The sequence below is a fragment of the Zoogloea sp. genome, from assembly GCF_030157465.1.
Taxonomy (GTDB): domain Bacteria; phylum Pseudomonadota; class Gammaproteobacteria; order Burkholderiales; family Rhodocyclaceae; genus Zoogloea.
Genome location: NZ_JAOAUU010000105.1, coordinates 1 through 13,162, shown reverse-complemented (window position 1 = coordinate 13,162; position 13,162 = coordinate 1). Strand labels below are relative to the sequence as shown.

At 58.6% G+C, this 13,162-nt stretch carries 13 protein-coding genes and 1 pseudogene; 13 read left to right on the top strand and 1 reads right to left on the bottom strand.

The features are described from left to right. Positions 1–241: 241 nt before the first annotated feature. The 9 genes and pseudogenes from Q1W26_RS13220 to Q1W26_RS13185 all read left to right on the top strand — a co-directional run bounded on the left by Q1W26_RS13220 (position 242) and on the right by Q1W26_RS13185 (position 8,865). Positions 242–670: a helix-turn-helix transcriptional regulator gene (locus Q1W26_RS13220; RefSeq protein WP_300440905.1), complete on the top strand. Its 429-nt coding sequence runs from the start codon at positions 242–244 to the stop codon at positions 668–670. A 240-nt stretch (positions 671–910) separates the two neighbouring features. After that, positions 911–1,633, top strand: coding sequence for a TnsA endonuclease N-terminal domain-containing protein (locus Q1W26_RS13215; RefSeq protein WP_300440902.1), 723 nt, complete (start codon positions 911–913; stop codon positions 1,631–1,633). Beyond that, positions 1,596–3,560 (top strand): Mu transposase C-terminal domain-containing protein, encoded by a 1,965-nt coding sequence (locus Q1W26_RS13210; protein ID WP_300440900.1) that lies wholly within the window; start codon positions 1,596–1,598, stop codon positions 3,558–3,560. Before Q1W26_RS13215 ends, Q1W26_RS13210 begins: the two co-directional genes overlap by 38 nt. Further along, a complete protein-coding gene (locus tag Q1W26_RS13205) occupies positions 3,557–4,528 on the top strand; it encodes a TniB family NTP-binding protein (protein ID WP_300440898.1) in 972 nt (323 codons plus the stop codon). Before Q1W26_RS13210 ends, Q1W26_RS13205 begins: the two co-directional genes overlap by 4 nt. Further along, positions 4,518–5,876 (top strand): TniQ family protein, encoded by a 1,359-nt coding sequence (locus Q1W26_RS13200; RefSeq protein WP_300440895.1) that lies wholly within the window; start codon positions 4,518–4,520, stop codon positions 5,874–5,876. Before Q1W26_RS13205 ends, Q1W26_RS13200 begins: the two co-directional genes overlap by 11 nt. After that, positions 5,863–6,294, top strand: a pseudogene (locus Q1W26_RS21515) (TniQ family protein); the annotation flags it as partial. The gene Q1W26_RS13200 and the pseudogene Q1W26_RS21515, both read left to right, overlap by 14 nt. A 126-nt stretch (positions 6,295–6,420) precedes the next feature. Continuing rightward, complete coding sequence (locus Q1W26_RS13195) at positions 6,421–7,782, top strand: hypothetical protein (RefSeq protein ID WP_300440892.1); 1,362 nt, start codon at positions 6,421–6,423, stop codon at positions 7,780–7,782. Then, positions 7,769–8,200: a hypothetical protein gene (locus Q1W26_RS13190; protein WP_300440890.1), complete on the top strand. Its 432-nt coding sequence runs from the start codon at positions 7,769–7,771 to the stop codon at positions 8,198–8,200. Before Q1W26_RS13195 ends, Q1W26_RS13190 begins: the two co-directional genes overlap by 14 nt. A gap of 80 nt (positions 8,201–8,280) precedes the next feature. Then, positions 8,281–8,865 carry a hypothetical protein gene (locus Q1W26_RS13185; protein ID WP_300440887.1) on the top strand — a complete coding sequence of 195 codons (585 nt, stop codon included), beginning with the start codon at positions 8,281–8,283 and terminating at the stop codon, positions 8,863–8,865. 399 nt (positions 8,866–9,264) lie between these two features. Here Q1W26_RS13185 and Q1W26_RS13180 read toward each other — a convergent pair whose 3' ends face one another. Next, positions 9,265–10,179: a WYL domain-containing protein gene (locus Q1W26_RS13180; RefSeq protein WP_300440886.1), complete on the bottom strand. Its 915-nt coding sequence runs from the start codon at positions 10,177–10,179 to the stop codon at positions 9,265–9,267. Positions 10,180–10,663: 484 nt separating this feature from the next. Here Q1W26_RS13180 and Q1W26_RS13175 point away from each other — a divergent pair, with 484 nt between their 5' ends. From Q1W26_RS13175 to Q1W26_RS13160, 4 genes are all read left to right on the top strand, one after another. Beyond that, positions 10,664–11,422: a hypothetical protein gene (locus tag Q1W26_RS13175; protein ID WP_300440883.1), complete on the top strand. Its 759-nt coding sequence runs from the start codon at positions 10,664–10,666 to the stop codon at positions 11,420–11,422. After that, positions 11,419–11,898, top strand: a complete 480-nt coding sequence (locus Q1W26_RS13170) for a hypothetical protein (protein WP_300440880.1) — start codon at positions 11,419–11,421, stop codon at positions 11,896–11,898. Before Q1W26_RS13175 ends, Q1W26_RS13170 begins: the two co-directional genes overlap by 4 nt. Next, positions 11,895–12,374 carry a hypothetical protein gene (locus tag Q1W26_RS13165; protein ID WP_300440877.1) on the top strand — a complete coding sequence of 160 codons (480 nt, stop codon included), beginning with the start codon at positions 11,895–11,897 and terminating at the stop codon, positions 12,372–12,374. The genes Q1W26_RS13170 and Q1W26_RS13165 overlap by 4 nt, the downstream gene beginning before the upstream one ends. Next, a partial coding sequence (locus tag Q1W26_RS13160) for a hypothetical protein (protein ID WP_300440875.1) occupies positions 12,371–13,162 on the top strand: 792 nt, incomplete at its 3' end. The genes Q1W26_RS13165 and Q1W26_RS13160, both read left to right, overlap by 4 nt.

The window sequence follows — 13,162 nt, the reverse complement described above, 5'->3', positions numbered from 1 at the left end:
CTGTCAGCGACCACTGCACGGAATCGGAGGGCTACCGCGAGAGCGGTTTAGTCCAAGGCCGAATTGTTGTCGCTCAGGAAACACTGCTGCTCGCTCCTAATTTCTTCCGCCAGACCAATGACTTACCACGTCTCGTTGCTTTCAACTTGAAAGCAACCTGTTATTAATCAACATGTTATGTGTTGAAATGGTCTAGCGTTCTGCGTACTCTGTGAGTTGATCCATCAACCTCACACGAGAAATGAGCCCCTTCGCCCACTTCCTGCACGACTTGCGGATGCGTCACGGCATCCGGCAACGTGATTTGGCGGAGAGGATGGGTTACGAGACGAGCTACTTCTCGGCGCTGGAAGTTGGGATCAAGGGGCCACCACCGGCCGAGTTCGTCGAACGCTTGATCGCTGCGCTGGATCTGCCGGAGATTGAGCAGGAGGAAGTTCGACGAGCCGCCGCCGCCTCTCAGCGCAAGCTCCAGATTGAGCACGACACGCCTCAAGACGTCTTCTGGATGCTCGCCGAGCTCCGGGCGCGGGTGAGCCAACTACATCCAGCCCAGGTCCGCATGATCCGGGAGATCCTGGAGCTCCCCGAAAGCCTGGCCAAGAACCGCACTGAGCCATTCCGGCGCATCAAGCGGCGTCAGCATGAAGGGGAGGGCGCCAACATGTAAAAACGGGCCAAACCTTTTGGTCTGACCCGCCTTTACTGGGCTCTCGCGAGCCGCCTTGACAAGCAAAGTATCGCGATCCCTCCAAGGCACGTCAAGCCAATCCCACGCTTACCCCCGGTTTTCCGAAGGCACTTGACCTGAGGAAGGGCGATTTTTTGCCCAAAAGCCGGGAATACCGAACCGATCACAGGTGCCGGTACGGGCTCTCACGCCCTGACGCCGGCACCGGAAGGAATCGCGATGACTTCTTTGTCATGGAAAGGCACGTGGAACGGCCTCGCGCCCGCTGGCCTGCCTCACCAACGTGCCCGGACCATCCTCCGTCACACCGGCGGCATCGTCCGGGGCAAGTTCCCGAGCCGCAAGACGGGCCGGATGGTCCACCACGAGGGACTGCTTGAACTTGATGCCATCTATCACTTCGAGAGCTCGCCTTTAATCTTGGCTTACACAGAACAGCCCGAAACCATCCAGTACCCGGATGGCAACCGCCTGCGACGCTACACACCGGACTTCGAGCTGTTCTTGGCCGATGGCTCATCGGTGCTTGTAGAAATCAAGCCGGCGGAGCTTGCCGCCAAGGAAGAGACCAAACACAAGCTCGAACGTATTGCCGAACACTTCACCCGGATTGGTCGTGTGTTTGCCGTTTTGACCGACCGGCAACTCCGCGTTGAGCCGCGTTTGGGCAACTTGCGCTGGATTTACCACCAGGCCCCGCGTATCCGTCCGTCCCTGCTGAAATGCGACGTCGCCCTGGATCGGCTGGCCGTGCATTTTCCGACGTCGATTCGAGTGGTGAAGGATCTGCTTACTCCAGTTGGCCTGGATCCTTACTCATTACTGATAGCGGGACGGCTCATCTGTGACCTTGACCACCCCGTGGACTTCGATACCCAGCTTCATCTTGCCCAGGAGAGCGACCATGCGTGGTTTCGCCTTTCGGACCGGTTTGACCTTTGAGTGGAACGGCGCTGCTCACCGGATTGAGCGCTTGGGGGCAGGTGATCAGGTTGTTCTGGAGCGTTTAGGCGACGGGCAGACCGTGCTGAGTTCCCGCCAGGAGCTCTTGGCTGTCTTTGGCACAGGGCAACTGTCTATACCTAACGCGGACACGGCGCCTGCTCCCAAGGGGTACCGACGCCCGCTGGCAGACCTTCCCAGCCACATTCAAGCGAAGGTGAGCACGCGCATGACCTACCTGGATGCGATCCGAGAAGCCGGGCAGGTTCCCTTGACGTCGTATCACCTCTCTTCGGTGATTGCCGAGGTCTCAAAACGCATCAGCGACCCGCACCCCCCATCTCCGACAACCGTCTACAGGTGGCACCAAGCCTACCGGCGGGCTCAGGATGCGCGCGCCCTGATTCCCCGGTTTGATCGACGAGGCGGCGCAGGAACGCGGCAAGCGGATCGGATTCGCGATCTTTTCGGGGAGGCGGCCGAGGAGGCCTTTCGGGCAAGTCCATCGGCAGCCATCAAGTCAATCTTTACCCGCCTCGAGGGCAAAATCCGCGCCGAGAACGCCAAGCGTCTCCCGGCTGACCAGCTCCGCCTCCCTTCCGTGCGAACGGTCTATCGTCTGTTCGGGCGACTTGAAGCCTATGACCAGACGCGGCTTGCCGAAGGGAAGCACGTTGCGGATCGCCGCTATCGGGTCGCCAAAGCGGGGCCTGTCGTTGACGGCATCCTGATGCGGGTTGAGGTCGATCACACGCCCCTCGACCTCTTCCTGATCGACGAGATCACGGGCCTCCCCCTTGGCCGACCGGTCCTGACGCTGTTTATCGACGTCTACAGCCGCTTCCCAGTCGGCTACTACCTCAGTTTTGGTGGCACTTCCGCCGCCGCTGTTGTCGGTGGTCTGCGCCATGCCATTCTGCCCAAGACCCCGGTCAAGGAAGTCATACCCGATTTGCCCGTGGAGCACGCATGGCCTTGCTACGGTTTGATCGCGGTACTGGTTGCCGACAACGGTCTGGAGTTCTATTCCACGGCCTTGGATAGCGTCGCTATGGACTTGGGTATGAGCATCATTTATTGCCCAAAGCGGCAGCCTTGGTTCAAAGGCGCTATCGAGCGTTTCCTTCAGACGTTCAATTTCACCTTGAGCCACCAGCTACCGGGCACCAGCCTCTCCAGACTGGAAGACCGAGGCGACTACGACTCCCAGAAGCACGCACTCCTGACCCTCGCCGAATTCAAGCACCTCCTCGAAAAGTGGCTGCTGGATATCTATGCCCAAACCGTCCACCGGGGCATCGGTACGACGCCCTGGGCCAAGTGGCACGAAGGCTTGAAGCGTCACACGCCGGAGTTGCCGGTGAGTCTGGACGACTTGCAGCGCCGGATCGGCATGGCCGAGGAGCGCACCCTGCGTCGAGATGGGATCGTCCTGAAAGGGATCCGCTACGCTGGACCCGATCTCGATCCCATCCTGCGCACTTGGGGACCGGGAGTAAAGCTGCGGCTCGTTTTCGACGCAGAGGATCTGGGCAGCATTCAGGTTTGGGCACCTGAGCAGCAGGATCCGGTGACCGTTCCGGCCCTGAACCAGGCCTATGCTAAGGGGCTCACGCTCCTCCAGCACGAGCTCATTCAACAGCAGGTGCGAGAAAACGGTGACTCAGCAGAGAACCCCGACGCCGTGGCCAAGGCCAAATACGACCTCGCCATTGCGGTGGATGAACTGCTCAAGGGACGCAAACAGCGCGGCCGGCGCCGGGCGGCGAACATCCACGGGAAGACCAGCACTCATCCCGAGGCCCGACTCAACCCCGGTACGCCTCCCAAGCCTGTCACTAAACCCATCCCGACACCAGAGGCGGCCCTCGACGAACCACCCGCACCGCTATCCTCATTCCAACTCTCGAGAGGGAGGCGCGTATGAACCTCGCTGAATTCGAAGCTCTGCGGGTGTTCACCAGCGAGTACCTGCAGTTTCCCCCATTCGTGTCGGCCTTCAACGAGATCGACAGGCTCGTCCAACTCTACCGGCAGACCAGTGTCGCCCAACATCTGCTGGTGACCGGGGAGTCTGGGACCGGCAAGACGACGCTTTGCAAGGCGTTGGTGGAGCGCTATCCCCGTGCGACCTTGCCGGAGCGCGATGTGGTGCCGGTGCTCGTCGTACCGATTCCACCTGCCGCAACCATCGCCAGCGTGGCCGAGGCGATGCTGGCCCGCCTGGGCGATCCGGCACCGACGACGGGCACGACCTCCGCCAAGACAGCCCGCGCTGCACGCCTTGCGCGAGCTTGCAGCGTCGAGCTCCTGATGTTCGACGAAGCCAACCATATCCAGGACCGGGGTCAGTCGCCCACCCAGTACATGGTGGGGGACTGGCTCAAAGGCTTGATGGACGATGTCCAGGTGCCAACAGTGCTTCTGGGCCTGCCTCGGGTCGAGGACTTACTGAGGGTCAATGAGCAGTTACGGCGCCGCTTCACGCGCCGCCTGCAGATGGCCTTGGGACAGGATCCCGATAACTCCATCGAAACCCAGTGTCTGCGGCTGTTCACGTCCCTGACTCCTTCGTTGCCAGTGCCCTTCAACAAGGGGGTAACAACATGGAGTGAGCTCGCATACCGGCTTCACGCGGCCACGGATGGAAGGGTCGCCTACGTCAAGTCTCTGCTGATCGGGGCGATTCGCTTGGTGTTCGAGCGAGAGGTGTCCGAGATCACCCTGGCAGAGTTGGAGACTGCGTTCACTGCCGAGATCTGGCCTCAAGGGGTTGGCGCGCTCAATCCCTTCTGTCCGAACTTCGATTTTCGGCGTCTGGACAGGGCAGGGGAGCCCTTTGAGCGGGGGGCACTGGTGAATCGACCTTCGCGGAGACGTGCCCATGCTGCTTGAACTGGCAGGCTATCCCCTCCGACCCACACGCCAGCCTGGCGAAAGTCTGGCAGGGTTTGTTAGCCGGCATTTCGGCACGAACGGTCACTGGATGCCGGAGGCGCTGCACCGTGCGCTTTCAACCCTGTACCGCTCCGAGGACGCCTCGGCACGCGAGGAGGCCTGGGAGCTGATCTGCAGCCTCACCGGCCAGGCCTCCCTTGCGGATCGCCAGATATGGGTGGAGGAACGCTTCACCCTGCCTGAAGCCGCGCCGAGACGTAAGGGGCGCCACTGGCAGCGCGCCTACTCGTCGAAGGTGCGCGTCTGTCCTTACTGCCTAGTGGAGCACGGTGTTCACCTGGCGATCTGGGAGTTGCCTCTGGTGGATGCGTGCCCGCGCCACGGCTGCCTGCTCGTGCATCGCTGCGAGTGCGGGAATGAACTGACCTGGCCAGGCATGGGGCCGGACTGGACCTGTCGTTGCGGCAAGCCCCTTTCAAGCCTGCCCACTCGACCGGCTCCGAAATCGCTCAGGCTGCTCGCGCAAACAGTTGCGGCAGCCAGCGGACTCCCTTCCCCATGCGGGTCATCCAACTCAGCCGAGCGCATCGCCAACAACCTGCGCCAAACCTATGAGGTGCTCTTCTGGTTGCAGGGACTCGTGGCGTTGATCGCGGAAACAAGCCGAATCCCGGTTCCTTTAGAGCATCGGCCTGGGCGTCGGGTCGGATACCTTCTTCGTGACTGGCCCGATGGGATGGAGGTACGGGTTCGACGTTTGCTTCGCTTCCGTTACCGGCATGACCAGAACAGTCTTGTCTTGCTGCTCGACGATGCTCATCCGACCAAGCGGCTGCTCGACTATCTGGCCAACTCCGGGAAGTTGGCATCGGTACTACCGGCAGACCTGCTCCAGAGTGCGCGGGCAGTGATTGAGCATCTAGGTTCGCCCATCGGCCCAGCACCAACGCTGATCTTCAACCCAGCGCTCAGCATTTCAGAACGGCAGCAACGCCTCACATCGTTGAGAGATTGGTGGTCCGATCTACGCGACTGGATGGAGGTGGAGGACGCGCCAACAGTGGCCCCCAGCTCGCCTTCCCTGTACCTAGACAGTCTCGATGCGCGGTTCCGCATGCAGCTGATCAACCTCCTCGTCAATGCAGCTAGGACCGGGATCTCTCCCCAGTGCTTCCGCCGTTTCGCAGTCGTCTGGCCGCCAGCCCGTCCTCTGCCGGCAAACGCCAGCCCCGAGGTCTTCATCCAGACGCTGGATGCACAGCTAAGGACGGTATCCACTATGCACCTGCAGTACATCTACGAACTTGCGTGTCACGCTGCAGGAGTCACCGGTGCGTCGGTTTGAGCCGACCTACCATTCATCCGCTGCCGTCTCGACGACGGGCGGTGGGTGCTGGTGGAAGCGCCACGGTCTTCCGGTGCGTCCGAGGCCTCATCCAGGCGAGTGGGCTTACGGTTATCTGGTACGGGTCGCGGAGGCCAATGGCTACGAATCACCCCGCGTCCTGTGGCGTAGTTTGGGGCCGAGGCGCACGAGCTCCGTTGCCTCGGTCAGGTACGCGTTGCGCCTGTCTCCTATTGAATGGAGTTTCTTGTCCGGACCCTGGCCGCGTTTCTGTCGTCTTGAGCACGTGTTGGCTGAGGGGTTGGCCGCATCCGATTACTGCCATGACCACTTGCGTTGGTGCCCCCATTGCCTCGCCGAGCAGCGAATTCTGCGAGCCCAATGGGCAATCAAACTGTGCGTCTTGTGTTTGAAGCACGGTCGCTACTTGCGGGACACGTGCCCAGTCTGCCGTCAGCACCAGTTGCTTGAACGGGCAGCGCTCGACCGATGCCCATGTGGGGCTTCCCTGCTCTCTACCTGTGGTGAATCTGCGGATGAGTCAGTGCTCCGCATCCAGCAGGCGTTTCAAGGCTCTTTGGAAGGGAGGCTGGAGGGGCAGAGCCCAGCCCTGACCGCAGCGGCCTGGATCAAGTTCTTTCATCGGATCGCTGCACTTCATGACTCGGAGCGTGAAGGGCGCTCAGGCAATGTGCCTGGACTCCACCGCTTGGAGCGGGCTATCGCAGTGAATCGTCAGGTGGCGGATCTGCTTTCCGACTGGCCCCGGGCGTTCCACCGCTATCTGGCCACGCAGCAGGGTAGAGCGGCGCCGTCCTTCAGCCTGCCGCATACCTTTGGCCGGCTGTATCAGTGGTTGTATGCCGATCTGAGTGCAGGGGAGTTCGCCTTTCTGCGCGAAGCCTTCGAGGCGTATCTGCATCAACGCTGGTGGGGGCTCCTGTGCCGACGCAATCGCCGCCTCTCTCCGCACATCACGGACGCACGCAAGACCGTCCAGGCCATTGCGGAAGAGGCCGGCACCACGGCGAGCCGAGTTCGCCAACTGTACCTTGCGGGCTGGATCGATGCGGATATCGCCGAGCAAGCCAGCGGCCGCCGCGTATGGTCCTTTCCTACCTCTCAGGTCGCCCCAGTCGCAGCCCTGATCGCCGACGGCCTTACCTTGAAGGCGGCCGCTGCGTATCTCCAGCTCCCCAGGCGCCGTGTCCGCGAGTTAATCGAAAGTGGATTGATCCAACCCGTTCTATCGGCAGAGGGGCACCGCACAGCCGCGTGGTTACTATCCCGGCGCGAACTGGACGGCTTGTGCGGGTCTGATGTGTCTCGTCCTGCGCTGGATGTGGCAAAGCCGAGTCTGGACTCCGTCTCTCTTGGGCAGATTCTGAAGGCTTGGCGTCTGGAGGTTGGCGCGTTTCCAGCCCTAGTCAAAGCACTGCAGGCCGGTGAGCTGTCGCCATGTGCTGCGAACACAGGAAGGGTCGCTTTGGGTGCCATGTGTCTCTTTCGCCAGGAGGTGCAGGCCTGGATGGCCCAATGGCGACGAGCACAGGATGCGGACATATCGATTACTGACGCCGCACGTGCTCTGGGTCTCAAAGAGCAAGTTGCGTTCGAACTGGTCCGAACCGGCCTCCTGAAAAGCCGCCCGTCGCTGAACGGCTCCATGCGCCGTATTCCTCTCCACGAGCTGGAGTCCTTCAAGGTCTGTTACGTCGCCTTGGCGGAGGTCGCCCGCACGCTTGGCACGAGTTCCAGGCACGCTCTCGCGCATCTGGACATGTCCCCTGTGACAGGTCCCAGCGTGGACGGATGCCGGCAGTACTTCTATCTCCGCAAAGAGGTGGCACACCTCCTTGGCAGTCTCAACCCCTACTCTCAGGAGCATCGCCATGATGAACCGTGAAGATATCCCAGACACCGATCTGGACCGCCTGCAAGCTGAAATTCTCAACGGCCCTTTCGAAGCCTCGCTACCCGTCAGTATGACTGACGAGTGGCTGAACCTGATCGCACGGGATATCTACGAAGCCCTGAGCGACGAAGAGACCGCAACAAATAGTTCGGGCGTGCGACGCGCTGAAGCCCCCTTCCGGCTGATTACACGTCTCCTGGTCGAGAGTAAGGGCAAGGTTTGGCATATCGAAGACCTTGACGCCACGCAGCGGCACTACATGAACTATCTCGCCGAGGTAATCCTGGAACTGGTCAGGCGCCGTAAAGGGCACTGGATACAGCCTGCGACGCTGGACACGATCCTGACGAGAGATGAGCTGACGTTGGAGCAAGCCCTCCACGGCGTCGCCAATGTGCGTTGTGAGTGAGCGGCCGACGAACGCAAACCGGAAGAAGTGCCGCCTGACCCCACCCGGCGCCGAAAGAACTTCGCCAAGATGGAGTGACCATGAAAAACCCGAGATACGAACGTTTCCGCATCCTCATGCGCCAGTTTCACCGCAACCACCCCTGGCGCCTCACCAACGGCTTGTTTATCCCGCATGCCTATCCGGATCCCAATGAATACTCCTTGTGGGATGACGTGGGCTTCATCCTCAATGGACGCCGCGTGATGGTGTGGTGGGTGCATCCACGCGCCAAATACCTTGATGAAATCGCGCGGCGTGCTTATGAGGAGGCTGGAACGATGCCCGAGGACACAGCGCCGTGGAACGACGAGAAGCGTTGTAAACGTGTCGGACGGTCGAGAAAAAGGGTTGTCACCTACCGCACCCAATGCTGGTCAGAGCAGATGAAAGCGTACTTTGAACAGGTTGATGTCATTGAGGAGCGGTTGAGCCGGGAGGGAATCGACTACGAAGTCCGCCCGAGTATGGTTGTGCGGCGTTATCAATGGGGGATTGGGGTTGAGCTTTGTGTGCCGATGAAGGTGAGGGGCGTGGAGGGGGTCCGGGCCTTGGTTGATCTGGTTGGGCTCCTTATTCGGAGGCGGATCACGCTGGAAGTAGCTTTTCCAGCCATCAGTCATTGATCTGAGGCATGGGCAGGAGAATTGTTGGACGCGTCCAGAACCGCCTTGCCACAGTGACGGAAGACCAAAGCATGAAGCCCGCTAAGCGGGCCTCATGGGGGTACCTCGGAGCTCAAGCGTTTTGCTTACTCTTTGACGTACATCGGCCAAGCGCAGTATCTGGATGGCCAATCTGAGCTCCCGGACTTCCCAATCTAGTCCTTGATCCGCGTCGTCTCGCTGTCAGGTAATCCCGTTCGTGCTGCCGAACCAATGAATGGAACGTCTGGGCGATGCAGTCGACCATCCGCGCCTGCATCGCAAACAGCAATGCTTACCCTCGGACCTTCGTCTGTATCAAGACGGGAGACGAAATCCTCGCTTCTGTTGTCGCCCTTGTCCAACTAATTACTAACGCCGCTAGTTGGTTTTTGGGGCTTCGTAACCAGGAGCAAAAAAAGCGCTTTTTACACCATAAAGCGCTAGGGGGTCGCGTAACCACAACCGGTATGCCTCATCCGATAACTTATGCTCAGCAGAGCAGTCAACATGCCATTGCCGCAAAACATATCCAGCCATCGCCGCACGTATTTTTAAGCGAAATACGCCGTCGACCATTGCGTAGTCGCGCTTAACTAATTCTGGCGAACTTCTTCCCGGGTGTGGCACCAAATCGAGTTCAAGGATTCGATTCCATTGAATATCTTGATTCGGCAGTTCTTGTGACTCTGGGATGTTTTTCTCAAGGATGACGGCCTCGTCCATGCGGCTGAGAACAAAATCTCGGAATTCATTACTCTTTCGGTCGAACGCTCTGGTATGCCAGCGGAGACCATCCGAAGCTAGGGCAAACGGAACAATTTCGCGCACAGATGCGCCACTCGAGCCTGAGAAATAACTAATTTGAACCGCCGTCTTGGAGTGGATAGCCCTGGATACTGATGCCAGGATCTCTACTTTCAGACGATTAAGGGTGGGAGGCCCTTCGCAGGGCACGAGTGGCCCGGCGACGGGATTAATTCCATCCCCAAATCCCTGGGTAAGCGCTGTAAGTACACGCTCTGTGACATGTTCAAAAAGCGGAGTGAACTCAGTGGAGATGACATACAGCTTCGAAGTGTTGTCGAAGTTGATGTTCTTCGGAGCGAGTCGTTTGTACTCCGCAAAATCTCTTGTTGCGGCAGCAGGTGCGACCCCAAAGCGATCCATTAAATCTTGGCGCCCCACCGTTCCTAAAAAATATAGACGGAACTCAATATAAGAGAGTCTCTCACGCTGGCCTTGGGTAAGCAGCGATAGAGCCTGATCAATTTGATCACGTGTAATTTTTTCCATAACTTCATTTTACTGAAAAAAGTTCTTCAGTCAACGCGTTTCGATGCGTTGACCTAATCACCAGCATCATGTAACGTCAACATTGCTGCAATCGGCAGTGCTTCCAATGTGGAGATATTAAATGGCAACAAACCCACCGACCGGTGACGGTCATCGCAACGGGGCTGTTCGGCAACGCAGCCAGACCCAGACACCTTCTGGACATTGGGTTAAGCGGGATAGCAACACGGGCCGCTTTATTGACGTCAAAACTAGTGACAAGAGCCCGTTCAAAGGGGTTCGCAAGGAGAAGTAGGAGGCCGTTCTGTCGCGAATAATTCAGAAAGGAGGTTCTATGGCATTGCAGCAATAGAGAAGGGCAAGCTCGAAAGCTTGCCCTCGGGTGAACTTAGCGTAACGCCAAGCTCGGGATTTGGCGATTGCGAGTTTCGTTACGCTGCGCCCGTTAGTCAAGTCTTTCGCACAGTTTTTTTGCGGTTTCGCCATGGATGGCGTTGCCGAAAGACAAGTTCGATTAACGAAAGGAGCGGCTATGCCAGCTCAAAAAGTTAGTATCACCGTTGACCGGCAAGCCCGGTCGATCAAACCTGGTGCTGTACGTGGCCAGGACATCATCAACCTGGCCAATCTCGGCCATAACGAGCAACTTCTGCTCGAAGTGGCCGGCGATGTGGATATTCCGCTGTCCCCGGAAGACGTGATCTTCATTCGCGGGGGAGAGCAATTCAGCATCGGCGATGGAACTCCGGTGGTTGCTGATAACCCCCGTGTTCGCAAGCCTCTGAAGCTTGTGTTGAATGATACCCAGTTGCCCGAAGGCCAGGAATCACACCACGCCAAGCTGACTGGCGCTGAATTGAAAGCGTTGGTTGGTGGTGGTGACGTGGACCTCTGGGCTGACCTCGATGGTATTGCTGACGAGATCGTTGCGGACACTGATCGGGTTGTCCTGCAAGTTCAGGACCGTTTTTTCACCGTCCCTCGTGAAGAGGATCGCTTCTACGAAGTTACGGTGATTCTTGATGGTGAAGATCGCCTTCGTCGCTTCCCGGCCATGATGACGGTTCGCGAGGCCATTCGTCGCAGTCTTTCTCCTGCGGACCGTCCGAAAGTTGACGAGTTCGACATGGTGGATGGTGATGTTGGAACGGCTGCCTTGAATGCGAGTTCGACCCTCAAGGCAGCGGGGGTTCGTGACGGCCACGTCCTGTCTATCACCAAGAAAAATGGTGGTGGCGGATGAGCGCGGCGGCCATCGTGCATCCGAAGCTGGCCAAAGCCAGCTTTGAGAAGGCGATTCGGCCGCTACTTACCGCACCTGGGAAATTCGAGAAGGTCGGGGTCAAGCTTCTGGCCTTCTCGTTCCCTTATCTCGATGTTGAACTGGATTGGCATCTCCACCAAACCAAGATTCAGCTTCGTGTAGACGGTACGGATTTTCCGTACCGGCCGGTAGGTGGTTGGTGGATCGACGCTAACGGCGCGCCGTTGCTGCAGGGCTTCCAAAAGGTTCCTGCGAATAACGGTTTCCATACCTCGGATCAGGATGGCAGGTCCCGGTGCTGGTTTTGTTTCAAAGGCTGGGGGGACTACCACGATCATTCCAGTCATCAGGACATTTCTTGGGCATCGCTTCGTCGTGATCCGGGATTCAGCGTCCTGCAGTTGGTGATGCAGCTAATGACGGACCTGAATAGAACGGGGGTAAGCAAAGCATGAAATACCTTAATTGGAAGATTCCTCAACAGGTACTCGCGGAGACCCAGCAAGCTTTTCTGCGTGGCCAGCACGAGGTGTTTGTGATCTGGACAGCGGCTCGTCAGGACGCAGAGCAGGGAGGTACCGCGGAAATTACTCGCTGCATCGTGCCTGAGCAAAAGCCAGGTGTGTCGCAGCACGGTGTCTGGGTCCATATCGCAGGCCAAGAGCTTCAGCGGATTCAGCTTGATAACTATCGATGCAAGGAGCGAAGCATCGTTCAGTTGCATACCCACCCCGGTGTTGACGTCCGGATGTCGAAACTCGACCGCGAGTGGGAGGTCGTTCGACATGTGAGCGCCCTCAGCATCATCGTTCCGCACTACTGCCGACAAGGTCTAAATGGCTTTCCAGGTGTAAATGTCTATGAGCGCGAAGAAGACGATTGGCGGCTTTGGTCACCTGACGAAGCTGCAGAAAGATTAGTTGTGTCATGAGTGCTGCTATTGAAAAAAATGCTCAGGCTCTCAAAGCCTTGTTCGGCGACGCGGCATTGGCGAATCGCCTGGGCTCGACGCGAATCGCGGTGGCCACTTCTTCCGAGCAAATGCCGCAATCCGGAGTGCTGTTGGCAGATGTGTTGGCTGATGTTCTTGGACGGCTTTGGCCGAACATTGACTTCTCGGGGTCGTGTGCAGAACGGCAGTTGATGGTGGCTACTGACGCCGCTCGGTCGGGAGGTGCCCCATTGGAAGGGGTGGCTTGCCGTTGGGCTCCACCCTACGACTGTGTGGTGTATGTCGGGACCTCAATGTATCCAGATGCTGGCTACGCTATTCAGGTCGGCGCTGACGGCTGGGAGGTACAGCTTGGGCCGGATGCCATCTGTGGAACCAGTGATAACCCAGTCGGGCCGGCATTTGCTGCAGCGATGGCTGCGGCTCAGATTTTCCGCCACGTATTCGCCGCAGAGTTGACTGGTGTGGATGCGCCACCGCTTCAAGAGTGCAAACTTGACATCAGGGAGCTATTCCAAGCGCCTCAGTTGGAAATCACTCCCCTCTATCTACGTGAAACGCACATGTTTGGGGTTGGTGCTGTTAGCCACGGACTCATTTGGTTGCTCGAACACTGGCCATCGACCGTTAGTGGCGAGCTGAGCCTAGTCGATCAGGATAAATATGGTGATTCCAATGGTCAGCGCTACGCATTTATGCAGGCCATGAATATTGGGATAGCCAAGGTCGATGCAGTAACCGCGCGTCTAACTGCCGCGCATCCGACC